The organism is Paenibacillus sp. BR1-192 (genome assembly GCF_029542445.1).
Classification (GTDB): Bacteria; Bacillota; Bacilli; order Paenibacillales; family Paenibacillaceae; genus Paenibacillus_AQ; species Paenibacillus_AQ lautus_A.
This window is the reverse complement of record NZ_CP120718.1, coordinates 2,484,388-2,508,476: the sequence shown is the minus strand read 5'-3', so window position 1 is coordinate 2,508,476 and position 24,089 is coordinate 2,484,388. Positions and strand designations below refer to the sequence as shown.

The following is a 24,089-nucleotide window of genomic DNA, read 5'->3' as shown; positions in this document are numbered from 1 at the left end:
CCCTTTATGCTGCCTCATGGGGCCCTCTGCGGTCACCCCGTGAATCATGCATAAAGGGTATTTTTTGTTCGATCCAAAACTTTCCATATTTGATCAGCTTGTATAGGGCTTTGCCCAAGTCACTCAGCCCGGCTCCGGAATACACTGTTACAAAGTGGAGGTGAGCAAAGTGATGAACAATCTTCCGTCCACCGTATCGATCATCCCGGTGCCCTTCGACCGGGGAGCTACCCGCCGCGGCGCCGGACAGGGACCGGACGCCATATTCGAAGCCGGTCTGAAACGCAAGCTTAACGCGCTCGGTGTAACTTACCAGGTCGATGACCCTGCTGCGCTCCCCGAGCGCAAGGATGAAGCGCATCATCCCCGATTAAAACATTTGACAGAAGTCGTGACGATGAACGAGCAGCTGGCAGCACGCGTATCCGCCCTGGCAGTAGCGGGCACCTTCCCACTTGTGCTCGGCGGCGACCATAGCATAGCCATCGGCACGCTCGCCGGACTTACCCGGCATTACCGCAACTTGGGCGTTATCTGGATCGATGCCCATTCCGATCTCAATACGCCGGATACTACCCCGACCGGCAATATCCATGGCATGTCCCTGGCTGTCAGCTTGGGAAAAGGTGATCGGCGGCTAACCTCGATCGGCGGCGTTAAATCAACCATTAAGCCGGAGCATGTCGTGCTCATCGGCGCGCGCTCACTTGATCAGGGCGAGCGGGACTTCATCCGCCGGGAAGGCATCGCCTGCTTCACGATGCAGGATATCGACCGCATGGGCATGTTCCGGGTCATGGAGGAAGCCATCCGCATATCGTCAACGGGAACGGATGGCGTTCATCTTTCCTTTGATATTGACAGTGTCGATCCGAAGATCGCACCGGGAACAGGAACGCCGGTTCAAGGCGGGCTCAGCTACCGGGAAGCGCACCTGGCCATGGAGATGCTGTCGGAATCCGGCATTCTGACGTCAGCCGAATTCGTGGAGAACAACCCGCTGCTGGACCGCGGGCAGAAGACGTCCCGGCTGCTTGTCGGTTTAATCGCCTCCATGCTGGGCGAAAGCATCTTATGACATTTTCATGACATGGCATCACGCTTGATTATGAGAGGCCTCTTCCGCGGGCATGCTCTATTTTCCGCGTTGCGGTTTCTTTAGACTCCCAAGGAGGTTACGCCATGGACGCTCCCGACCCTTATATCGAGAAAGCCGAAAGGTACGGCGCGAGAAACTACCACCCTCTTCCCATCGTCATCGCTTCAGCTGAAGGCATTCATGTGACGGATTCGGACGGCAAACGGTATATCGATATGTTAAGCGCCTACTCGGCACTTAACGCAGGTCATTGTCATCCCCGCATCATCCGGGCCTTAAAGGAACAGGCGGATCGGGTGACCCTGACCTCGCGCGCATTTCATCATGATCAACTAGGCGACTTTTACGAGAAGCTGTCCGCTTTAACCGGCAAAGGGATGATTCTTCCCATGAATACGGGAGCCGAGGCGGTTGAAACCGCGCTTAAGGCAGCGCGTCGCTATGCTTACCGGAAGAAAGGTATTCCGGCAGATCAGGCTGAAATCATCGTCTGCGAGGGCAATTTCCACGGCCGTACGATCACGGTTACCTCCTTCTCCTCATCCCGCGAATACCGCGAGGACTTCGGTCCGTTTACGCCGGGATTCAAAGTCATTCCCTATGGCGACCTTGAGGCGCTGGAGCAGGCGATTTCGCCGAATACGGCTGCTTTTCTCGTGGAGCCGATCCAAGGCGAATCCGGCATCGTGATTCCGCCTAACGGATACCTGAGCGGGGCACTGGAGCTGTGCAGGCAGCACAGCGTCCTTATGCTAGCGGACGAAATCCAGACCGGCTTCGGCAGGACGGGCAAACGCTTTGCCTGCGACTGGGAGGACGTCGAGCCGGATATGTACATTCTTGGAAAAGCGCTGGGCGGCGGCGTCTTTCCCGTCTCCGCCGTGGCGGCGGACGCGGATATTCTGGATGTATTCGAGCCGGGTTCCCACGGCTCCACCTTCGGCGGAAATCCGCTCGGGTGCGCGGTGGCCATCGCCTCCATGGACGTGTTCATTGAGGAAGCGCTGGAGGTTCGCTCCCTGGAGCTCGGCGAATATTTTCTCCGGCTGCTTCGTTCAATCCCGCATCCCGATATCCAGGAGGTGCGCGGCAGAGGTCTATTCATCGGCATGGAGCTCAAGGTCCCGGCCAGATCCTATTGCGAGAAACTGAAAGATCTCGGCCTGCTCTGCAAAGAAACCCATGAAGCCATTATCCGCTTCGCCCCTCCGCTCATCATCACCAAAGCAGAACTGGACCAGGCGGCGGCGATCGTAAGGCAGGCGTTTGCGTGATAAATCGATACCGGCTTGCACTTGCGCAAAAAACAGTTTGTTCACCCCCTGGCTCCAAGGCATGGGGTGCGGCAAACTGTTTTTTGCGGTTTCTTTCCGCTCCTAGCCAGGCAGAAGCTGAAGCGTTGACTGAAATATCATATAGCGGTGCCATGCCGCATTTCCTGTATAATGGGTTGTATAATATTGGATTTACGATTCTGACAAGTAACGTATCGTTATTCCCTTCTCGGCTCACTTCAGCGTATGACGGGTAATGATTCCCAGCCATGTTTTATCGGGGTTGATGATAACTTAACAAGGAGGTTCACTCATGAAAATAGCCATCTGCGGGGGTACCGGCTTCATTGGCCAAGCATTGTGCAAGCGCTGGCTGCGCGACGGACATGACATGATCATCGTCACCAGGTCGAAGCCGGAGATCCCCGCTGTGCAGCAGAACGGGTCATTATCCTACTTAACCTGGGATGAGATGAAATCCCATCCGGAGCGGTTCGAGCGCTTGGACGCACTCGTTAACCTTGCCGGCTCCTCCCTGAGCCAGCGCTGGACGCAAGCAGGCAAGAAGAGGATTCTTCAGTCCCGGCAACGAACCGTAACTGCCGTAGCGGACCTGATGCAGCGCCTGGAGCACAAACCTCCGGTCATTCTTCAAGCATCGGCAATGGCCATATACGGCACATCCGAGTTTGAAGCGTTTGATGAGGACAGTCCGGCCACGATCATGGATTTCCCGTCCGAGGTTGTGCAGCAATGGGAGCAGGCAGCCGATTGCATCCCGGTCGACCGGTTAATCAAGCTGCGCATCAGCGTCGTTCTGGGCGATCAAGGCGGTGCCCTCCCCAAAATGCTGCTTCCGTATAAATTGGGGGTCGGCGGCAACATCGGCAGCGGCAAGCAATGGCTCTCCTGGATCCATATCGACGACATCGTGGAATTAATCGATTATTGCATCCGGCACGAAGACATTTCCGGAGCCGTGAACGCCGCTTCCCCGCATGCGGTCACGAACGAGGAATTTGGCCGGAGCGTCTCCAAGGTCTATCGCCGTCCGCATTGGCTGCCCCTGCCTGCATTCATGCTCCAAGGCATCCTGGGCGAAATGTCGCTTATTCTGTTAAAGGGCCAGCGAATCCTTCCGGCCAAAGCCCAGCGCCACGGCTTCAAGTTCCAATATCCGGAATTGACTGCCGCCTTGCAGCAGATCAAAGGAAGCTGAATCACCCTCCTTGCGCATAAAAAAAACAATCGCTCTCTTGATCTCAAGGGAGCGATTGTTTTATTCGATGAACGCTATTGGACCGGAGATAACTCACTCTCCGTGACCCATTTGTGGTTCTTGACTTCCTCTCCGGATGTTGACGTGAAGTCCACCATATAGACCGTCGTTTGCTCGGCGGAATCGATAACGGCCGTCGCACCGTTCATCCCCTCCATATGATCCGCATTCACGACGGCTTTCGCTCCCGGCTCCAGGGGCTCCTTGCCCGCATCCTTGAGCTCTTCATGAATGACCCATTTATGATCCTTCACTTCGGGCCCGCCGTTCGTCGGCGTATACGATATCGTGTACACCGTCGTATCGTAAGCTCCGACTATCGTTGCTTGGGCCCCCTTCATCCCGGGCATGTGGTCGGATTCGATGATCGCTTGGGTCCCGGCCGCATAGGCAGGATTGTCCGCCGTCTTCAACCCTTCCGGAACCTCGCCCGATCCGGAATGGTTCATGCTGCCGTGATCCATGCCTTCCATGCCGCCGGTAGTATCCACGCTCTCCGCTTGATCCGGATTCGCGCCATCCGTATTTCCGCAGGCGCCCAGCACGAGGATGAGGGATGCGAAGGCAACCAGAATAAGCGGCTTTAATCGTTTTTTTGCTGACATATGACGAACTCCTCTCTTATAGTGAATATTCATAGCATAACAGCGACTTGTGAAGAACTTATGTAGCTGTCTATGCATTACATCACTATACCCATTTTTTCTTTATATCTTATCTTGTGATATATAATAGAGAGACAACCCAAGATACATCCAACCTATATTAAAGGCAGATGACATTGCCTTATGAACGAAGGAGAACCATCTCCCATGCAAATCGATGACGATGCTTTCATCCCGTTATTCAAACGGGCCAATTCCATATTAAATCGTACCTTGAGCCGTATTGAACAACAGGAGCTGAGCATCAGGATCCATTACTGGGGGGTTCATGCCGCGCCACTACGACAATACGGAGCACAAGCATTCTTTTTTTGAAGCTTGTTACGTGTTAACAGGCAACGGAACCTATATCGAAGGCGAGAGAGAGTTTCATCTCCATTCGGGCACGCTGTTTCTCTCACGGCCGGGCGTCCAGCATCAAATAAGAAGCAAGGACGGCTTGGCCTTATGCTATGTCGCCTTTGAACCGGAAGAAACGGCAACCGGCGAGTTTTATGCGGCCGCGTTCCGGTTGCTGGCCAAACAAGGCAATCCGGTGGTTGCAGAAGGTGCCCGGCAGGCGTCCGGATTATTGTGGCTTTCGCTGTTATCGCTGTTTCATACGGGTTCCGGCAAACAGCACCCGCCGCAAATGCTGAACAGTTTGGCCGCATCACTGATAGTATCCTTTCTGACCGTCCATGGCCCGGGCTTCCATCATGAGTCTTCCGGCGCCGAAGCAAACGATGAAGGAACCTCCATGTTTCATCAGGCCGAACTGTTTATCAAGGACAACCTCAACGAACCGCTCTCGCTGGAGCGCGTGGCGGGCCATCTCCACATCACGACCCGTCATTTAACCCGGCTGTTTCGCAAATACGGCCATCAATCCTTTGTCCATTATGTACAGGAGCAGCGCGTGCAGCAGGCAAAGCATATGCTCCTCCATACGGATCGCCAGATCAAGGAGATTGCCGTCTGCTGCGGATTCGAGTCCGTGCATTACTTCACCAGGGTATTTACGTCCAAACTTGGCGTAACCCCGGCCCGCTTCCGGCGCTCGCAGTTTTCGGAAGGACGCTACGACTCCGAGGTTTAGCGCCCAAGGCCCGCCGATGTCCTGATCGTACAAAAACACTTCCTCTTTTTATAAAGACGTATCCTCCCTTGCCTTCTACAATGAAGTCGTAACAGACATTCCGGAAGGGAGGATACATCCAATCCATGAAACCTGCAACTGCCTTTCAATCACATCCGATCAATCCTGTGGATTTTCGCCACGAGCCCTTGTTCATGAATCAGGGGATCGACTCCTGGTGCTCGTTCATCATGTCGACCCACAAACAAAAATCGCAGCTTCATCCCCCCGAAAAGCGCGGCGTCTACATTACGCTTGACGGAACGCACGGTGCCGATTTCGATAAACTGCTGATCCACCTTCAGCAAACCTGCGAACAAGAGGGCATCGCCTTCTCGAGCGATTCGACGTCCCATTACGTAAAACCCGAAGCCGAGCTCCGGGCCGAGATGGCTCCTTATCTGACCGATAACCGGGCATTCGGCTATAAAGCCTCGGATGTCCGTCCTATTCAATATTTTCAGCCGGGCGCTAAGGCTGCCTTGCAAAAAAGCGCGCTGCAATTTGACGCGATGTGCGGCATTCACGTGCTGCACGGCCCGGGTGCCTCGCTGCTGGAAGGCAGAACTCCCGATCTTCGCTTCTACGCCGATTACTCCCGCGAAAACCAGCAGCGGCGCCATGCGGAGCGTATGGGCAGCTTCGGCCTCGGCATCTCGAGCGATAAGGTTGAGACCTACAAGAACTGCCTGTTTCTCGAATGGCCCGTCTGGGAGACTTACCGCCGGGACTGGCTGGACCATCATGTCCAGCATTCGGTCAACCAATCGTACTATATGGATTTGAATCGTTCGGAAGCTCCTGTCTGGCTGCCTGCAGCGAAATTGGCAAGCGTGCTGCATCAAGCGGCCCGGCAGCCGTTTCGGGTCAAGCCGTTTTTTGCCCCGGGGATATGGGGAGGGCAATACCTTAAGGAATTGTGCGGCCTTCCCGAAGAATGGCCGAACTGCGCCTGGAGCTTTGAACCCATCGCTCCCGAGAACACGCTGCTGCTGCGTGTGCAGAATGTCACCTTCGAGGTTCCGTTCACTTTGTTGATGGAGGCAGCCCCCCAGGAAATTATGGGAACGCGTAATTTCGAGCTGTTCGGCGATTATTTTCCGATCCGGTTTGACTATCTGGATACGATGCAGGGCGGCGAACTGTCGCTTCAGGTGCATCCGCTGCAGGAATATGCAGAGGCGCAGTTCAATGAACATATGACACAGCAAGAGTCGTACTACATCATGCGTAATGTCCCGGGAGCCAAGGTGTATTTGGGACTGAAGGAAGGGATCACCGGCGGACGGCTCCTTGAAGCCGTCGAGAATGCCCATCTTCATGAAGAGCCGCTGGAGCTCTCCGACTACGTTAACGAGTACCGCTCGCAAACAGGGGATCTCTACCTTATTCCACCGGGTACGGTCCACTGCTCCGGCAGGGATAATCTCGTGCTGGAAATCTCCTCGACCACCTGGTGGTTTACGTTCAAGATTTATGATTATCTGCGGCTGGACGCCGATGGCAAGCCACGCCCGATGAACCCTGAGCATGCGCGACACAATATCAATGACGCCATGAATACGCCGGCAGTTGAGGACGGGCTTATCGCTAGGCCTTCCGTCGTAAGCCGTCAAGGCGGCAGCACGGAGGAACTGCTGGGACAACGGGAAGATCTTTTGTTCCAGGTCAGCAGGCTGAATTTGCAGGATGCGTGGAAAGCGGATACCCAAGGAGAGTTCGTTATGTACAATCTCGTGGAAGGCGACCGCGTCCGCCTTGTACCGGCTGCGGACGAGGGTGGGGCCGTTGAATGGGGCTATGCGGAATCCTACATCGTTCCGGCATGTATAGGCGAATACCGATTGGAGAACCTGTCCGGATCCCCATGCATTTTGATTGCGGCCAGGGTCAACCCGGAATGGAATCTCCCGCTGCTTCCGCCTTCCCGGAGAGCGGCAAGCGGAGCGTTTTCATGAACCGCCCTGATTGGGACGATCCGGGAAGCCCGTCTCCCCCTGCCCCCATCACCATAACGCTTGATGCCGGGGGAACCGCTTTGAAGGGGGCGCTGCTCGTGAACGGGCAGCTTGTCCCCGGCTCGTTCCTCATCCGGCCTTCGGCATCGCAAGGAACGGCGGAGGAAGCGATCGCCAGCTTCGCCGGCGCCTGCCATGATTTGTTACGCTTTTACGCCTCGGCCTTCCGGCCGGTGGACTATCGCGATTCGATCCGGATCGGCTTTGCCTTTCCGGGGCCCTTCGATTACGCAAAAGGCGTTGCCCTTCTTCAAGGCATCGGCAAATATGATGGGCTGTACAAACTGTCGGTTCGGGATCTGCTCCGTTCGAAGTTCCAGAGCCTCAAACCATCCTTTCCGGGTGCCATGATGAATCGTTTGACCGCTGCCGACATCCGGTTCGGGAACGACGCCTTCATGTTCGGGCTGGGCGCCTCCATCCGGTTCAGGGCGGAACGTCTCGTATGCCTGACGCTCGGTACGGGCCTCGGTTCGGCCTTCGTGGAGAATGGCCGGATCGTAGCCGGCAAAGACGGTATCCCTGGCAGCGGCATGCTGTATGCGGAGCCTTACCGGGACCACATCGTGGACAGCTATTTCGGGAGAAGAGGCATTCTGAGGATGGCCTCGGAGCGGGGACTCCTGACGGACGGAATCGACGTAGCCGATCTGGCGGAAGCGGCAACGCGAGGTAATGGGCAGGCCCGCGAATTATTCCGGGAATACGGCAGCAATCTGGGAGGCATGCTGCGGCCCTACCTATCCGGATTCCGGCCGGACCGCTTGGTGCTGGGAGGACAGATCTCGGGCAGCCTGCCCTTATGGGAAAGGGATATGCAGCTGGCCTTGGGTAGTACGCACAGCGTTCCAATCGACTGTCTCGAGGACGGTACGTCCGCGGTGTTTTACGGCATTGATAAGCTGTTTGACGATACGGCGGGCGAACGATCCGCTCCATATTATCATTAGGAGGTCCTATCATATGAACAAGAACATATCACGCCAAGGAAGCCATAAACCCGCCCGTCCCTGGACGATCTATGCCATCCATCATTCTCACACGGATATCGGCTACACCGAGCGCCAGGAACGGATCGAGCAGTACCATGTCGATTTTATCCGCCAGGCTCTGGGCATCACGGATGCCGCACACCGCGGAGAACGTCCGGAATGGAAATCGTTCCGCTGGACTTGCGAAACATTCTGGGCGGTTGAGAAATTCCTCGAATCGGCCACAACGGAAGAAAAGGAGGCTTTTCAGCAAGCGGTAATCCGCGGTGATATCGAACTGTCCGGAACCTATCTCAACATGACGGAGCTTCCGGACTTCGACCTCCTTCTGCGCAATCACGGCAAGGCGCAAAGGTATGCAAACACTTTCGGACATCGGATCGACAGCGCCATGACCGCCGACATCAACGGGTACAGCTGGGGTTATGCGGATAGCCTGCTGCAAAATAACATCGAGCATCTGTTTTCCTGCATCCATACGCACCACGGCATGTATCCGCTGGGCCGCAAACAAACCCCGTTCTGGTGGGAAAGCCACAGCGGCGGCAGGCTGCTCGTATGGAACGGCGAGCATTACATGTTCGGCAACGAGCTCGGGTTCTGCCCTGACGCACTCGGCAAATACATCATCAAGGATGAGCTTCAGCATAATCTGATGGAGCCCGAGGAGCGGCACAACGACATTGCTGCCCTGCGGATTAACCGGTATTTATGGAATCTTGAGCAGGAGTCCTACCCGTATTCCTTCGTTCCCGTCATGGTCTCCGGCCTGGGTACGGACAATGCGTCCCCGAATGCCGACATTGCGGAATGGATAAGCGCATGGAATGAACAATTCGGCGACCAAATCACCATTAAAATGGCCACGCTCTCCGAATTTTTTGCCGTCTTGAAGCAGGAGGATCTGTCCGCGCTTCCGGTGCACCGCGGGGATTGGCCGGACTGGTGGACCGATGGGGTCGCCTCCACGGCGATGCATACCCAGATTTACCGGGATGCCCAGCGCACGCTTCGCAAAGTCAAGCGTCTCGATCCGGGCCATGCAGCGGCGAGCCTCGCCGAGATCGAGGAGGCCTCGCAGGCGCTGACCATGTACGCCGAGCATACCTGGGGCTACCATTCCTCCGTGTATGAGCCTTGGCATCCGCAGGTGCAGATGCTGGAGGTGCGAAAGCAAGCCTATGCGGCGGAAGCCAGCAAGCTGGCTTACCGGGCGCTGGACCAAGCGCTCCTTGCCCGTCAGGGCGCACTGCTTGCCCCCCATCGTTCCTTACGCTACGAGGTGATCAACACGGAACCGGCCGCAGCTACGCTGCAGGTTGCCATACCGCTGGATGGCTGGGAACACGTAATTCTGAAGAAAAGGTTCGAGCTCATCGACGAAACGACCGGGAAGCCTCTACCGTACCAATTGACACATACGGGGGCACTCGTTACGGAGCTCACGCTTGAAGCGGGAGAGTCCCGGATATTGTTTATTCATGCGCACGAATCGTCAGATGTTCTCGCTGCTTCCGGGAATATGGCGACCGCGCGGAATACCGAACCGATCGCATGCGAAGGCATCGCCGACATCTGGACCCAGCCCTTGACTCCCTATCCGATCGTGGCGGGCAAGAGTTCGCTCGAATCCAACTTCTTCCGGATCGAATGGGAAATGAACAATGGCATTACGGCCTGGATCGATAAGACACGCTCGGCGGACCTGCTGGACGGCGAACGCGAGCACGGGGCATTCACTCCTGTCTACGAGGTTACGCCGGCACAGGATGAGTTTAATCCATCCGAAATATGCTCGACCCGCCGCCGCATGGGACGCAACCGGAAGGGCACCAACGTCCAGCGGGATGCCGGGCGCTTAACCCGGGCGACCGTGCTGGACAACGGACCGCTGTTTGCCCTGGTCGAGCTGGTGTTCGACGTGAAGGGACTCAGCTACTATGCCCTCCACATCAAGATGTTTGCCAACCAGCCTCGTGTCGAGGTGTCCGTCCGCTTCCACAAGGACAGCGTTTGGCTGCCGGAAAATGTCTATGTGGCCCTGCCGTTCTCGCTGGGGACGGAAGCCGAGTTATACGCCGAAAAAGCCGGATGCCATGTCCGGCCTTGGAAGGATCAAATTCCTGGAAGCTGCCTCGATTACACCAGCGTGCAGGAGGGAATCTTCTGGCACTCGGCTAAAGACCGGGAAGCGTTGACCCTGTCCATGACAGACACGCCGCTCGTACAGCTCGGAACGCTGGAGCACGGGCCGCGCCAGCTTCACACCATGCAGCCGGCGGACAGCCGTCCTTCCACGTATGCCTGGATATTGACGAACTACTGGGAGACCAATTTCAAGGCTACGCTCGGCGGCTTCTACGAGTTCCGCTATGCGGTAGAACGCCATCGCCAGCTGGACCCCCAGCAAACGGCGAAGACGCTGCACGCCTCGACCGGACAATTCACGATCCATCGGATCCATTGATTCATGATGAGAACAGCTGCCCCATAAATAAGTAGGGTTGTTCACTTGACGAACGGTTCGTCAGATTAAAAAATGTGTCAAATGAAGTAATGACGGTGCTCAGGATATTATCCTTGCACCGCCATTTCTTGCTTTTCGGTTCGTGGCCGCCTTGAGCAGATTATCGGCAAGTGAAAGCCATCCCGGCATCTTGTGCTTGACAACCGCTTTACCACAGACGAACGTATAGCGGTTGGCATTGGCTTCGATCTTGGTACCGTCGACAAAATAGTGTTCCAACCGTTTCTTTCGTAAATGATAGGTAACACTTTCATTTTACCAAGAGACGGTTTTTTTCGTATGCTAATTAAAGTGAGGGATCTGCACAACGTACCGGAGAGGACGAAACGATTCCGGACAAGCGAGAGCGGTCGCCTTTGTCCCCGAATTTCATCCTTGCTTAGAACCGTTCCAAGAAATTTGGGGGCAACAGCGATGGGAGGAACGATTCGTACTCGGAGCGCCTCCTAACAGAAAAAGAGAGCATCCCGCCAGATCTAAGATCTTATGGGGCACCCTCGTTCTCATTAATATAAGGATGTGGCCTGCCGATCCGGCCTCTCCTGTCTTTTGATTATTCGGTTATAGCGGGATTACGTCCATGCCCACATGAATCCGTCGCGATCCCAGGCAATCCGGCCGCCATGCAGTTTGCGGAAGGCCTTCTTCACGTCCTTGGACAGCGAAGCATTTCCATTCTCGTTCACGAAGACAAATTCTTCCCCGAAGTTCTCGCGTACATAACGGATGGCTTCCGTCTGATACAAATTGCCCGTAAACCGGATTTCCTCCACCATCCATTCGGCCACCTGCTGTGCTGTATATGCCATATTTGCATTCTTCCCTTCTGTTTCCATTCCCTTATTATAACAGAATGGACGACAGAGTCGATTCGCATGGAAGCCGACCGAAGGCAGCTGTGCAATTTCGCCGTCGCGATAGCGAAAGCAGGTTACATCAAGATCCATGACAGCAATAAAAACTGGATGGAACCCGCAATCTCGATCATGCCGACCTTCATCGGTTTCATTATTTTTCCGGCATACCGCAGTGTCTTCACAAACGGAAACAAGAACGGCAGGCACATCCACGGATGCCCGAGGAATATCGGCAGAATCAGCATCACCGAATGATACATGATGGCATATGCCGTCCAGCGCCTGTTTTTCCGCTCCCGAAATACGGATTTGACAAAGAATACGGTTCCCGTGAAATATAGGAAATTCAGAGAAACAACGGCGGCTAGCAGCTGATCGAAACCTCCTCCTCCCAGCATGTATGCAGCGGCGCCTCCGGTACAGAACAGCAGGATCGCACAAATATCGTTCAGCAGCGCACGCTCCGCTTTGCGGAGGACATGCCAGACATTAACCATGATCAGCACGAGGAGGACCGGCGCAAACCAGAGCATCGACGGCTTGAGAACAAGTACCGGAACCAGAAACACGGCGGCAACAAGAGCATAAACGGTCCCCCAGGATATCCAGGTTTTGCGTTTGGCCGGGGTCTTTAAGGATTGCAGAAACGGATAGGACGCCATATATAAAAACAACCACGCCAAAAACAGCGGAAGGTGCAGAAGGGCCGGCTTGGCAGCCACCATCCCGATGAAATAAGGTACAGAGACCATGGCCCAGCCTCCATGCTCCCGAGGAATCACAATCCTCGTCTTTTTCATGCCTCTCTCCCTCTCCATCCATCAGCTCGCACCGACAACGATTCATCTCTAGTCAGCCGCTCGAAGCATTGCCGGACGAATGGTATGTAATATCGCTAAAGGTACCCACATAATGAATGATGTCGCCGGATTCGTCCCTTACGGCATTAATGGTCAACAGTTCCAAATATTCCTCCCCGTTTTTCCTGCGGTTCCAAATCTCCCCCTGCCAGCTTCCGCGTTCCATAATCTCAGACCACATCGCGCGATAAAACGCCGGCGATTGCCTCCCGGACTTCAGCACGCTCGGATTTTTGCCGAGCACTTCCTCCTCCGAGTATCCCGTTAACTTCGTGAATGCCGGATTGACGGCACTGATCCTTCCGCCTGGATCCGTTACCAGAATCCCTTGGCCGGTGGAGTTAAACACCTCGGATTGCACGGCAAGTTTGTCCTGGTAGTACATCCATACCACAACGACGAAGCTCGCAAGCGCAACCTGCGACAAAGCCATGAAGCCGATGGAATACTGCCCCGTAACCGAATGGATAAAGGAAAGCATCAGCGGCGGAAAGAAACCGCCAAGACCGCCCATCATGGACACGATGCCATTCACGATGCCGGCCTGCTTGTTGAAATAAAGGGGCACGAGTTTGAAAATGACCCCGTTCCCGAGACCCGCACCAACGGCTATGGTTAAGCAGCCGGCCGTATACAAGCCGATGGACGGGGAGAATGCCAACAGGATAGCCGCAGCCGTCAGCCCCAGGAATACGCCCATTAATAAGAACAGCGGTTTAAATCGATCTGCAAGCCAGCCGCCGACGGGACGCAAAAAAGTCGCGATCATGATGAACCCGGCCGTCCGCATCCCGGCATCCACCTTGGCCAGCTCAAAATGAGAAACCAGGAAGTTCGGCAAGTACACCGTAAAGGCTACGAACGAACCAAAGGTAATGAAATAAAAAAGCGAGAAAAACCACAGTTTTTCATTCTTATATACACCCTTGATCTGTTCCATGACCGGTGTTTTCACCTTGATTTCTTTGCGGTCGCCTAAAAAAACATTGAATAATGCAAATATCAGCAGCAGGATCAAATACAGCTGGACGGTTTTTGACCATCCGATCCCCGTTGCGATGACCGGTGCGGCAAACGTCGTAATGGCTGTACCGATGTTGCCCATCCCGTAGATCCCATTGACCAGTCCCAGCTTCTCTTTTGCATAGTATTTCGGCAATGAGGTCACGCCCACCGAGAACACGGCCCCACCGATCCCAAGGAACAAGCCGCCGATGACCAGATGCGTAAAGGATGAAGCCGAGCTGATAAAATAGACCGGAAACAGCAGCAGGATGAAGCTGGATATAAAAACAATTCGTGCTCCGACCACGTTGGCGTAATAGCCGAGCGGTATCCGCAGAACCGAGCCCAGGACCACCGGAATGGCCGTCAGAATGGCGATCCGGTCTGCCGGAATGGCGATATCTTCTCTTATGAACGGCAGGAGCGCGGAGATGATGACCCATACCATAAAACCAAGCACCAGATTCATTGTTTGCAGCGGAAGCTGCAGCTTTTTGATCATTCCCATCACCTTTTCCAAAGCGTAATGAATGGCATATTGATCCCCAGCTCCTATTGTACGTGCACCTATTCACAATGCGAATAGGGAAGTTCCCTGAATCTCTCCGGGGAACTTCCCTATTCCTTACCGCAATCACCCTGCTTATGCGCCATAATTAAAAATCCAGCAGTTTTTTCTTCAGCGCATATTCCACTAACTCCGGGCGGCTCTTCAATTTCAGCTTTTCCATGATTTTGGCCTTGTGCGCTTCCACCGTTTTGACCGATACAAATAGTTTTTCCGCGATTTCCTTGTTGCCATAGCCCTTCGCGATCAGCGGCAGGATTTCAATCTCCCGTTGGGACAGACTGTTGAACGGATCCTGCTCCGCGCTCTCGCTGTCTTTCTTGATAAATTCCCGGACCAGGGACGTGGCCATCTGGGGGTGGATGTAGGTTCCTCCCTTATGGACCATGCGGATGGCCGAAATCAATTCATCATCCGGCGCATTTTTGAGCACGTAACCCGAAGCCCCGTTCTTCAAAACATGGAACAGGTAATCGTCATCGTCATACATGGTCAGGATCAAAATTTTCGTTTCCGGAAATTCGCTGCTGATCTTGCCTGTGGCAATCAATCCGCTCTCGCCGGGAGGCATGCTTAAATCCATCAACAGCACCTGCGGCCGGTGCTTGGCCACCATGGCGTATGCCTCGATGCCGTCTGCCGCCGTCGCGACGACCTCCATATCCTCTTGGTAATTCAGAATCATGGAAAATCCGCTGCGGACCACGGCATGATCATCCGCGATCACAATTTTCATGTTCCCCTCACCTCCGCCTTGCCGCTGCTCGTAAGCGGGATCTTCAGCTGAACCGTCGTCCCCTCGCCGGGAGCGGAAACCAAAGTAAACTGGCCACCGACGAGCTCAGCGCGTTCGCGCATTCCGTACAGCCCGAGTCCGGTTCCCTTGGCTTCGTCAATGATCATGTTAAATCCGGCGCCATCGTCCCGGACGGTTAACTGAAGGCAGCCGTTCTCCTCGCATAATCGGACATGAACCTCGTCCGTTCCCGAATATTTCAAGGCATTTAACACCGCTTCCTGGCAAACCCGGTACACCACCGTTTCAATCTCGCTGCCATAGCGGGCCGCCGCCAATTCGGCAGAGAATTCAACCAGCATGCCGTAATTCTTCCCGATCCATTTGAAATGGGAGCGGAAGGCAGCCTCCAGCCCCAAATCATCGAGGGAAGCGGGCCGGAGCTCGACCGACAAATGCCGGATATCATCCAGCAGCCTCGTTAAAGACGCCTCGGTCTCGTGCAGCTTCTTGAGCACATCCTCGCCCACATTCATATATTTAACGACGCGCAGGTCGACCAGCGAGCTTAAGAGCTCCTGAGCCACGCTATCGTGCAGCTCGCGCGAGATCCGCTTGCGCTCGTCCTCCTGTGCCTTGATGACGTATTTCAGCATATTCGTCCGCTGCAGCATTTCCTGCGTTTTCTGCTGCTTCGTCAGATCGAGGAGCATCATCACCCGGATGCCGCGGGCTTCATCGATGGTATGGTAACTGGCCGCATAAGGAACAATTCCTTCGGACCGCGTCTTCAGATAGACTTGGAACGACGAGAATTCTCCATCCGGATAATCCAGATAGCATTTGGAGCAGGAGATGAGATCCTGTTCGTCGGTGTACCCTTCGCAGGTCTGGCAGAAGGACCCGTCCTGTCCGGAGTGCATCCTCTCGATCACCTCAATGTCAAGGATATTCTCCGCAGCCGGATTCATCGCGACCACGCTGCCGTCCTCGTCCATAAAAAAAATGGCTTCCATGCTGTTCTGATACATGTTTCTCAGCAATTCGCTCAGATGCTCATCCGTCATTTGAATCACGGCCGTGATACCTCCTTGGCATAAAAAGCGCCAAATTCCGTTCCTATACCTTCCTGAAAAGACGCAAAGGCCTTGTGATCCAGCATGTTCTCCTTACGATATCCCACAAGCAAAACCCCCATGACGCGCGTGCCTTCCCACAGCGGTATGGCACCGAGGCTCTTCAGCTGCTCTGCAACGATAATCGGATAATTATACAAGTCCCTTGATTCAATATCCGCATTCACATTCGGGATCAGCATCGGTTTCCCGGTCTTAAACACCATGCCGGCGATGCCCTTGCCGGAATGCAGCACGATGCGCTTGTACCTCTCGTTGATGTTTCCCGAGGCATACTGCCAGGTCAATACAAATCGGTCTTCAGCCGGCTGCACCAATGCCATGGACACGAAATCGAAATGAAACCGGGTCCGAAGCTTATCCATTTCACGTTGGTAATCATAGATCGGCTGATTCTTCATCCCCATTACTCCTCTGACGTAGAAAAGAAGGCTAAAGAAGCCTTCTCTCGTCCTACGACTCAAATTTGCGGTGCTTTCTATACAGGATATATCTTCTGCCCACATAATTCAACGGAACACTCCACACATGGACCAGACGGGTAAACGGCCACAAACCGAAAATACCAAATCCCGAAAGAATGTGAATTTTGAACGACAGCGGCACATCCTCCATCAGCGAAGCCTCCGGTCGGAACATAAACAGTCCGCGGAACCAGACCGAGACCGTTTCCCGATAATTGAATTCCGGCTGCACCGCGTTTGTGACCAGCGTGCTGTACATCCCCATGAAGACGATAAACAGCAGGAGGACATTGACCACCATATCGGAAGCGGTGCTGAGTTTTCGGACATTTCGGATGGCAAACCGTCTGGCGGTCAACAAGATCATGCCCCCCAGCGTTAAAAAGCCGAACGCGCTTCCGATATACACCGCGCCGATATGGTACATATGGTCGCTGACGCCGAACGACTCCATCCAGGATTGGGGGATGGCCAGGCCGGCCACGTGTCCCCCGATAACCGGAATGATGCCAAGATGGAACATGAGGCTGCCCAGCTTGAGATGTTTTTTCTCGATAAACTCGCTGGATTTTGCCGTCCAGTTAAACTGGTCCGTACGATAACGGTAAATATGACCGACGATAAATACAACGATGCATACATAGGGGAAAATGACCCACAAAAATTGATCAATCATGTTCATGAGCGGCAGCCTCCTGACTGAGACACGCCTTGAACGTGCCGCGAAGCCCTTGAACGAGATAAGCATACGGGCTGTTATACTTCTCCAAGGCTTTCAGCAGATGATAGGTGCCGTCTTCCATGACGGCCATCATCAAATTCAGGCTCTCCGCGGCTTCCTTCTCGCGGCCCTGCCAGGGCGCCGCGTACAAAAACTCGCACATCAGCGGAAGATAATCCGACAATTCCGAGCCTTCGATGCCAAGGCCAAACATCTCATACGTCTCCTTAAGCCTGGCGAGCATCTGCCCGCGTTCCCGGCCGTCCTCGAATTTGTAATAGGTCATATACAATGTGGATTTCGCCTGAAAGTCGAAGGTCTGGACATACAGCTCTTCAATCTCCTCCATGCTGTATTCATGCATGATCGTCCAATACGTTCTGACGGATTCATAGGCCGGATCGGCGGAGTCAAGCAGCTCCTCCATGACGGACGGATGGAAATCCAGCTTTTCCGGATACGTGAGCTGCTGAGCAAAAAAACCGAAAACATGTTTACAATCATGCAGCTTTCCGAGATTAATCACGCCAGATCCCTCCATAGAAATTTTCTTCGTACAGCTCCTTGCCGGTTTTGCCCTGCAGACCTTCCGGACCGCAGCCGCCGCAGCTCGCGCCGAATCCTTCAGAGCCCTGGGAACGGTAGACATCCATATGGCTTTCTTTATGGGAAGTCGGAACAACGAACCGGTCATCGTATTTCGCGATGGCAAGAAGCCGGTACATCTGCTTCATTTGATGGGCAGTCAGGCCGACCCGTGCCAGACGAGTCTCATCAAACTCGGCCCCCGACGATTGTGCGCGCATATAAGAACGCATCATCGCCATTCTTTGCAGGGCTTCCTTCACCGTGACCGTGTCGCCTGCCGTGAGCAGATTCGCGAGGTACTGGATCGGCGTGCGCATCTCCTCGATCGCCGGGAAAATCATGTCCGGATTCTCGATGGAATCCCTGCCTTCAAAATAGTTCATGATCGGGCTGAGCGGCGGCACGTACCATACCATCGGCAGCGTCCGGTACTCCGGATGAAGCGGGAAGGCCAGCTTGTATTCGATCGCGAGCTTATAGACCGGGGAGTTTTGGGCCGCCTCGATCCATTCCTCGGACAGTCCGTCTTTGCGCGCCTGCTCGATCACCGCCGGATCATGCGGATCAAGGAACAGGCTGCATTGCGCCTGATACAGATCCTTCTCATCCGGCGTGGAGGCTGCTTCCTGTACGCGGTCCGCGTCATAGAGCAGCACGCCCAAGTAACGGATACGGCCTGTGCAGGTTTCGGAGCATACCGTTGGCAGCCCTGCTTCGATTCTCGGGAAACAGAAGGTGCATTTCTCGGCCTTGTTCGTTTTCCAGTTGAAGTACACCTTTTTGTAAGGACAGCCGGTCATGCAGTACCGCCAGCCGCGGCAGGCCTCCTGGTCCACCAGCACGATGCCGTCCTCGTCCCGCTTGTACATCGCACCCGACGGACAGGACGCCACGCAGCTTGGATTCAGGCAGTGCTCGCACAGGCGGGGCAAATACATCATGAACGCCTGCTCAAAGTTGAATTTGATCTCTTCCTCGATCTTTTCGATATTCGGATCCTTCGGACCGGTCACGTGGGCGCCCGCCAGATCGTCTTCCCAGTTCGGGCCCCATTCCAGATTCATCGTTTCGCCGGTCACCGCCGATTTCGGACGGGCCACCGGCTGATGTTTCTTCTCCCCGGCATTCGTCAGATGTTCATAGTTATACGTCCAGGGCTCATAGTAATCTTTCATTTCCGGCATATCCGGATTGTAGAAAATTTTGCCGAGCGCGATTTTGGACAGCTTGCTGCCGGATTTCAGCTGCAGCTTGCCCTTTTTCAGCGTCCAGCCTCCCTTGTATTTCTCCTGGTCTTCCCAGCGGATCGGGTAGCCGACGCCCGGCTTCGTTTCCACGTTGTTGAACCACATGTACTCCGCGCCCGGACGGTTCGTCCAGGTGCTCTTGCAGGTGACGCTGCACGTATGGCAGCCGATGCATTTATCCAGATTCATGACCATGGCGACCTGCGCTTTAATCTTCAAGCCAATCCACCTCTTTCATTTTGCGGACAGCCACGTACACATCCCGCTGGTTGCCGATCGGTCCGTAGTAGTTGAATCCATAGCTGAGCTGGGCGTAGCCCCCGACCATCTGGGTCGGCTTCACATGGATTCTCGTCGGCGCGTTGTGGCTGCCGCCGCGATCCTTCGTGATTTCCGAGCCCGGCACGTTGATGTGTTTGTCCTGCGCGTGATACATGTACATCGTGCCTTTCGGCATCCGGTGGCTGACGACGGCGCGGGCGGTGACGACCCCGTTGCGGTTGTATACTTCCAGCCAGTCGTTGTCCTGGATGTCGTTTGCCGCCGCGTCGTCATTGTTGATCCATACCGTCGGGCCGCCGCGGAACAGCGTCAGCATGTGCAGGTTATCCTGATACGTGCTGTGAATGTTCCATTTGCCGTGCGGCGTCAAATAGCGGAGCACCAGCGTATCCTTGCCCCCGGTAATCTGCTTGTCGCGCGGGCCGAACACCATCGGCGGAAGCGTCGGTTTATACACCGGCAGCGCTTCGCCGAACTGCAGGAAGATTTCGTGGTCGATATAAAAATGCTGCCTGCCGGTCAGCGTGCGGAACGGCACGAGCCGCTCGATGTTCGTCGTGAACGGCGAGTATCTTCTTCCCATTTTGTTCGAGCCGCTGAACACCGGCGTCGGAATGACTTCCCGCGGCTGGGCCGTGATGCTCTGGAACGTGATGCGCTCCGCCGCGCGGTCCGCGGAAATATCCTTCAGCTGCACGCCGGTATCCTGCTCCGCCGCTTCCCATGCCCGCTGCGCTACTCTTCCATTCGTAGCCGAAGACAGATTCAGAATGGCATCCGCCGCATGTCTTGCGGTATGAAGCTTCGGCAGGCCATTTTTGATGGAGTCGTCATAATAAGTTCCGTTCAAGCGCTTCAGCTCTTCATACTCCTCGGCGACCGAGAAGCTGACGCCGTGCGCCCCGACTTTGCCTGTGGCCAGATTTGGCCCGAGCGTCACATATTTATCGTAAATTTTCGTATAATCGCGTTCGACCACCGTCAGGTTCGGCATCGTTTTGCCCGGAACCGCTTCGATCTCGCCCTTGCGCCAATCCTTCACCTCACCGTACGGCTGGGCGATCTCGCTTGCCGAGTCATGGGCCAGCGGGCTTGTCACAATATCCTTGTATACGCCGGGCAGATGCGTTTTGGCCATGTCCGAGAAGACTTCAGCGATCGTTCTGTAAATATCCCAGTCCGAACGCGATTCCCAGAGCGGATCCACCGCCGGGTTGAACGGATGGACGAAGGGATGCATGTCGGTGGAGGATAAGTCGGTTTTCTCGTACCAGGTCGCTGCCGGCAGCACCACATCGGCATACATCGGCGTCGAGGTCATCCGGAAATCGAGCGCGACCAGCAGATCCAGCTTGCCTTCCACGTCCTCGCGCCACACCATTTCCTCCGGCTTATCCTCTTCGTTCGGCGTCGAGAGCAGGCTGTCCGAAGCGCCAAGCAAATGCTTCATGAAGTATTCCTGCCCTTTGGCCGAGCTTGAGATCAGGTTCGAGCGCCATACGAACAGCGATCGCGGGAAGTTTTCCGGCGCACCCGGATCTTCGGCCGCAAATTTGGTATCCCCTGACACGATTTGTTCAAGCGTGTGCTTCACGATGTCTTCATTGCTCGTTTTCCCCTGCAGCGCCGCTTCCTGGGCAAACGTCAGGCTGTTCTTGTTGAATTGCGGATAGGACGGAAGCCAGCCGAGCCTGGCGGCAAGAACGTTGTAATCTGCCGGATGCCGGTACCGGATCTCCCCGCCCGTCGGCGATTTCAGGGAATCGGCCCCCATTTCTTCGTATTTCCACTGGTCGGTCGCAAAATAGAAGAACGAAGTGGCATTTTGCTGCCGCGGCGGTCCCTGCCAGTCTTTGGCGAAGGCAACCGTGGACCAGCCCTCGATCGGACGGCATTTCTCCTGCCAGGCCGGGGTGTAGTCGAATTCGGCATCTTCATATCCCGAAGCCGCAAGCCCGCTCTCCGCTTGCCCTATCCCATATTGGCTCAGCATCAGATCGTATACCGTGGCGGCGAGACGCTCGGTTCCGTCGGCCAGCTGAATTTTCTTCGCCGGAATTTGGCGTTTGAAGGTGCCGTTGGCCCGGTTATCAAAGAACGGGAAAAGGATCGTCTGCCGCTCCGCTCCCTGGGACTCCACGGAAAGCGCCGGTGCAATGACCGACCCGTCTTCGCGTTCCAGAATCAGGTTCCATTTCTTGTCCTGCTCCCAGCGCTGGCCCATCGTACCGTTCGGAACGATGATATCATTCGTGTTCTCGTCGATAATCACCGGCTTCCACTCGGCATGCTGCGAGGCATCGCCCAAATCGCTTGCCCGCAGGAAGCGGCCGGCCTTGTACCCCCCTCAAACTCATCCAGGAGAATCAGGAAAGGCATATCCGTATATTGTTTCGCATAATTCAGGAACATCGGCTCCTGACGCTCATGATAGAACTCCTTCAAAATGACATGCGTCATGGCCTGTGCAATCGCCGCATCGGTCCCGGGGTTCGGGGCCAGCCAGTTGTCGGCGAATTTGACATTCTCGGCATAGTCCGGCGCGACCGACACGACCTTGGTCCCTTTGTATCGCACTTCCGTCATGAAATGGGCGTCCGGCGTACGCGTTAACGGCACGTTCGAGCCCCACATGATCAGGTAGCCCGCATTGTACCAGTCGCTCGATTCCGGCACGTCGGTCTGCTCTCCCCAAATTTGCGGGGAAGCCGGCGGCAGGTCGGCATACCAGTCGTAAAAACTGAGCATTTCGCCGCCCAGCAGGGAGATGAACCTTGCCCCCGAAGCGTAGCTGATCATGGACATCGCCGGAATCGGCGTGAAGCCGGCGATGCGGTCCGGGCCGTACTTGCGGATCGTATAGATTAACTGGGCGGCGATCAGCTTCGTGGCTTCCTGCCAAGATACACGAACGTGACCGCCCTTTCCCCGTGCTTGTTTATAGGATTTGGATTTCGCCGGATCTTCGACGATGCTGGCCCAAGCGGCGATCGGATCGCCGTGCTCGTTCAATGCCTCTTTCCACATATGCCACAGCCGGCCGCGCATGTAAGGGTATTTCACCCGCAGCGGACTGTATTCATACCAGGAGAATGACGCCCCGCGCGGACATCCCCGCGGTTCGAATTCCGGCATATCCGGCCCGCAGGACGGATAATCGATCTGCTGGTTTTCCCAGGTGATGATCCCGTTCTTTACGAACACTTTCCAGCTGCAGGAGCCTGTACAGTTCACGCCGTGAGTGGTCCGCACCACTTTGTCGTGCGACCAGCGCTTGCGGTACATATCCTCCCATTCCCTGCTTTTTTCCTCCAGAACGGACCAATTGCCAGAGTAGCTTTCCATTCTCTTGAAGAACTTCAGCCCCGACTTTCGTCTCATAGGACACTTCAACTCCTTCTGCTTGAATGACAATGATTGGGGAATCAATGTGCCGTTCTTCGTATAGCTTCATTATGAGCGGCCTCACCCTCGGTTCCTATTAGGGAAACTCCTATATTCCTTCGAGAATTCCCTTGGTTAACGTCAGGCGGCGATCCGAGCACGGATCGTCTTGCGAAACGAAAAAAAGTGTCCCGCAAGATCTGATGATCTTGCGGGACACCTTGGGATTCTGTTGCGACCGCTGGATGTTTAGGATCATTCCCCGATCTTCACCGGGACCCCCGTTTCGGCCGACTGCAAAGCAGCAAAGGTAATCTCCATGGTTTTAAACGCATCCTCGTAGGAGGATAAGATTCCGGAGGCATCGCCGGTGCGAACCGCATGGATGAACGCTTCGTTCTCCCGAAGATACGGATTAACCGCATTGCGGTATTCCGTCGTTCTTCCTTTTTCCTTGACGATGAGTTTATCGGATTGAATGCCGATGATCCCCTGCTCCGTATAAATATCCAAGCCAGCCCGATCCGACTCCGGCAGCATGCAGGTATTGGAGATCGTTGCCACGGCGCCGGATTTTAATTTCAGCGTCGCAGTGCCCACGTCGTGTACCGTTACCCCCTCATGAACATCCTTCATCGCTCGATGGGCAAAAGCCGCATACACTTCATCCGCTTCGCCCAGCAGACAGCGAAGGAGGTCAACCATATGGGTGGTTTGCTCAATGAATTGCCCTCCCGAGCCTTCCTGCTGTCTCCACCAGTACACCTGCGGCATGTCTCCCAACCAGTAGCCAAGCGCCATCCCGATCTTCCGGCCTTCCAGCAGCTCGGCGGCCTTGATGGCCGCATCCGTATAACGGAAATGATACCCTGCAGACGTAATTAAACCGGCCTTCTTCACCTCATGCAGAATCTGCCGTGGCGCATCCAGGTTCGTGCCCAGCGGCTTCTCGACCAGAAAAGGAATGCCCCGCTCCGCCACCTGGGCTTCGATCTCTCCGTGCGCAAACGGCGGAACGCAGATATAAACCGCATCGGGCTTGGTTGCATCCAGCATCTGCTCAACGTTGCTGTACGCCTTGGCCCCGGCATAGCCCCGCACCGCTTGTTCCGCTTTCTCCTGACTTGTCCCGACAAAGGCGGCAACGTTCACTCCGTCCATGTTGGACACAATATCTGCATGCACTCTGCTGAACCAGCCTGTACCGATCATTCCTATGTTGAATGCCATCTGATCCTAAAACCTCCCCTTCCATCAGAGACGATGCCCT

Annotated in this window: 18 protein-coding genes and 1 pseudogene; 7 read left to right on the top strand and 12 right to left on the bottom strand. The window is 55.1% G+C overall.

Annotated elements, in window-relative coordinates:
* The first annotated feature begins 172 nt into the window (after positions 1–172).
* The 3 genes from rocF to P0X86_RS11000 all read left to right on the top strand — a co-directional run bounded on the left by rocF (position 173) and on the right by P0X86_RS11000 (position 3,592).
* A complete protein-coding gene (gene rocF / locus P0X86_RS11010) occupies positions 173–1,078 on the top strand; it encodes an arginase (protein ID WP_096773171.1) in 906 nt (301 codons plus the stop codon).
* A gap of 104 nt (positions 1,079–1,182) precedes the next feature.
* Positions 1,183–2,373, top strand: a complete 1,191-nt coding sequence (locus P0X86_RS11005) for an ornithine--oxo-acid transaminase (RefSeq protein ID WP_277748511.1) — start codon at positions 1,183–1,185, stop codon at positions 2,371–2,373.
* A gap of 313 nt (positions 2,374–2,686) precedes the next feature.
* Entirely contained in the window at positions 2,687–3,592 is a 906-nt protein-coding gene (locus tag P0X86_RS11000; RefSeq protein WP_096773169.1) for a TIGR01777 family oxidoreductase, read from the top strand.
* 74 nt (positions 3,593–3,666) lie between these two features.
* Here P0X86_RS11000 and P0X86_RS10995 read toward each other — a convergent pair whose 3' ends face one another.
* Positions 3,667–4,257 carry a YdhK family protein gene (locus P0X86_RS10995; protein WP_015734370.1) on the bottom strand — a complete coding sequence of 197 codons (591 nt, stop codon included), beginning with the start codon at positions 4,255–4,257 and terminating at the stop codon, positions 3,667–3,669.
* A 328-nt stretch (positions 4,258–4,585) separates the two neighbouring features.
* On the opposite strand from P0X86_RS10995, the gene P0X86_RS10990 reads away from it, so the two are divergent.
* From P0X86_RS10990 to P0X86_RS10975, 4 genes are all read left to right on the top strand, one after another.
* Complete coding sequence (locus tag P0X86_RS10990) at positions 4,586–5,395, top strand: AraC family transcriptional regulator (RefSeq protein WP_277748510.1); 810 nt, start codon at positions 4,586–4,588, stop codon at positions 5,393–5,395.
* Positions 5,396–5,520: 125 nt separating this feature from the next.
* Complete coding sequence (locus tag P0X86_RS10985) at positions 5,521–7,392, top strand: class I mannose-6-phosphate isomerase (RefSeq protein ID WP_277748509.1); 1,872 nt, start codon at positions 5,521–5,523, stop codon at positions 7,390–7,392.
* On the top strand, positions 7,389–8,402 hold the full coding sequence (locus P0X86_RS10980; RefSeq protein WP_277748508.1) for an ROK family protein: 1,014 nt from the start codon (positions 7,389–7,391) through the stop codon (positions 8,400–8,402). Before P0X86_RS10985 ends, P0X86_RS10980 begins: the two co-directional genes overlap by 4 nt.
* Positions 8,403–8,415: 13 nt before the next feature.
* A complete protein-coding gene (locus P0X86_RS10975; protein ID WP_277748507.1) occupies positions 8,416–10,911 on the top strand; it encodes a glycoside hydrolase family 38 N-terminal domain-containing protein in 2,496 nt (831 codons plus the stop codon).
* 632 nt (positions 10,912–11,543) lie between these two features.
* Here the strand turns inward: P0X86_RS10975 and P0X86_RS10970 are convergent.
* The 11 genes and pseudogenes from P0X86_RS10970 to P0X86_RS10920 form a co-directional block, all read right to left on the bottom strand.
* On the bottom strand, positions 11,544–11,780 hold the full coding sequence (locus tag P0X86_RS10970; RefSeq protein ID WP_009592569.1) for a DUF6953 family protein: 237 nt from the start codon (positions 11,778–11,780) through the stop codon (positions 11,544–11,546).
* Between the two features lie 122 nt (positions 11,781–11,902).
* On the bottom strand, positions 11,903–12,628 hold the full coding sequence (locus P0X86_RS10965; RefSeq protein WP_277748506.1) for a YwiC-like family protein: 726 nt from the start codon (positions 12,626–12,628) through the stop codon (positions 11,903–11,905).
* 52 nt (positions 12,629–12,680) lie between these two features.
* On the bottom strand, positions 12,681–14,195 hold the full coding sequence (locus P0X86_RS10960) for a nitrate/nitrite transporter (RefSeq protein ID WP_277748505.1): 1,515 nt from the start codon (positions 14,193–14,195) through the stop codon (positions 12,681–12,683).
* A gap of 154 nt (positions 14,196–14,349) precedes the next feature.
* The gene (locus P0X86_RS10955; protein ID WP_277748504.1) at positions 14,350–14,997 is read right to left on the bottom strand and encodes a response regulator transcription factor; all 648 of its coding nucleotides are present in this window, start codon (positions 14,995–14,997) and stop codon (positions 14,350–14,352) included.
* On the bottom strand, positions 14,994–16,073 hold the full coding sequence (locus P0X86_RS10950; protein ID WP_277748503.1) for a sensor histidine kinase: 1,080 nt from the start codon (positions 16,071–16,073) through the stop codon (positions 14,994–14,996). Before P0X86_RS10950 ends, P0X86_RS10955 begins: the two co-directional genes overlap by 4 nt.
* Positions 16,070–16,534: a GAF domain-containing protein gene (locus P0X86_RS10945; protein WP_015734361.1), complete on the bottom strand. Its 465-nt coding sequence runs from the start codon at positions 16,532–16,534 to the stop codon at positions 16,070–16,072. The genes P0X86_RS10950 and P0X86_RS10945 overlap by 4 nt, the downstream gene beginning before the upstream one ends.
* Before the next feature lie 52 nt (positions 16,535–16,586).
* Positions 16,587–17,279 carry a respiratory nitrate reductase subunit gamma gene (gene narI / locus P0X86_RS10940; RefSeq protein ID WP_096773162.1) on the bottom strand — a complete coding sequence of 231 codons (693 nt, stop codon included), beginning with the start codon at positions 17,277–17,279 and terminating at the stop codon, positions 16,587–16,589.
* The gene (gene narJ, locus P0X86_RS10935) at positions 17,266–17,844 is read right to left on the bottom strand and encodes a nitrate reductase molybdenum cofactor assembly chaperone (protein WP_096773161.1); all 579 of its coding nucleotides are present in this window, start codon (positions 17,842–17,844) and stop codon (positions 17,266–17,268) included. Before narJ ends, narI begins: the two co-directional genes overlap by 14 nt.
* Positions 17,837–19,372 (bottom strand): nitrate reductase subunit beta, encoded by a 1,536-nt coding sequence (gene narH / locus P0X86_RS10930; RefSeq protein WP_096773160.1) that lies wholly within the window; start codon positions 19,370–19,372, stop codon positions 17,837–17,839. The genes narJ and narH overlap by 8 nt, the downstream gene beginning before the upstream one ends.
* Positions 19,362–22,816 (bottom strand): annotated as a pseudogene (locus P0X86_RS10925) (molybdopterin-dependent oxidoreductase). Before P0X86_RS10925 ends, narH begins: the two are co-directional and overlap by 11 nt.
* A gap of 258 nt (positions 22,817–23,074) precedes the next feature.
* Positions 23,075–24,049: a Gfo/Idh/MocA family protein gene (locus P0X86_RS10920; protein WP_277748502.1), complete on the bottom strand. Its 975-nt coding sequence runs from the start codon at positions 24,047–24,049 to the stop codon at positions 23,075–23,077.
* Positions 24,050–24,089: the final 40 nt, after the last annotated feature.

Bases quoted from the DNA above. Each gene is read 5' to 3' on its own strand.
- P0X86_RS11000 (WP_096773169.1), top strand. From the start codon at position 2,687: ATGAAAATAGCCATCTGCGGGGGTACCGGCTTCATTGGCCAAGCATTG.
- P0X86_RS10955 (WP_277748504.1), bottom strand. From the start codon at position 14,997: ATGAAAATTGTGATCGCGGATGATCATGCCGTGGTCCGCAGCGGATTT.
- P0X86_RS10975 (WP_277748507.1), top strand. From the start codon at position 8,416: ATGAACAAGAACATATCACGCCAAGGAAGCCATAAACCCGCCCGTCCC.
- narI (WP_096773162.1), bottom strand. From the start codon at position 17,279: ATGAACATGATTGATCAATTTTTGTGGGTCATTTTCCCCTATGTATGC.
- rocF (WP_096773171.1), top strand. From the start codon at position 173: ATGAACAATCTTCCGTCCACCGTATCGATCATCCCGGTGCCCTTCGAC.
- P0X86_RS11005 (WP_277748511.1), top strand. From the start codon at position 1,183: ATGGACGCTCCCGACCCTTATATCGAGAAAGCCGAAAGGTACGGCGCG.
- P0X86_RS10965 (WP_277748506.1), bottom strand. From the start codon at position 12,628: ATGAAAAAGACGAGGATTGTGATTCCTCGGGAGCATGGAGGCTGGGCC.
- P0X86_RS10995 (WP_015734370.1), bottom strand. From the start codon at position 4,257: ATGTCAGCAAAAAAACGATTAAAGCCGCTTATTCTGGTTGCCTTCGCA.
- P0X86_RS10945 (WP_015734361.1), bottom strand. From the start codon at position 16,534: ATGAAGAATCAGCCGATCTATGATTACCAACGTGAAATGGATAAGCTT.
- P0X86_RS10960 (WP_277748505.1), bottom strand. From the start codon at position 14,195: ATGATCAAAAAGCTGCAGCTTCCGCTGCAAACAATGAATCTGGTGCTT.
- P0X86_RS10990 (WP_277748510.1), top strand. From the start codon at position 4,586: ATGCCGCGCCACTACGACAATACGGAGCACAAGCATTCTTTTTTTGAA.
- P0X86_RS10980 (WP_277748508.1), top strand. From the start codon at position 7,389: ATGAACCGCCCTGATTGGGACGATCCGGGAAGCCCGTCTCCCCCTGCC.
- P0X86_RS10985 (WP_277748509.1), top strand. From the start codon at position 5,521: ATGAAACCTGCAACTGCCTTTCAATCACATCCGATCAATCCTGTGGAT.
- P0X86_RS10920 (WP_277748502.1), bottom strand. From the start codon at position 24,049: ATGGCATTCAACATAGGAATGATCGGTACAGGCTGGTTCAGCAGAGTG.
- P0X86_RS10970 (WP_009592569.1), bottom strand. From the start codon at position 11,780: ATGGCATATACAGCACAGCAGGTGGCCGAATGGATGGTGGAGGAAATC.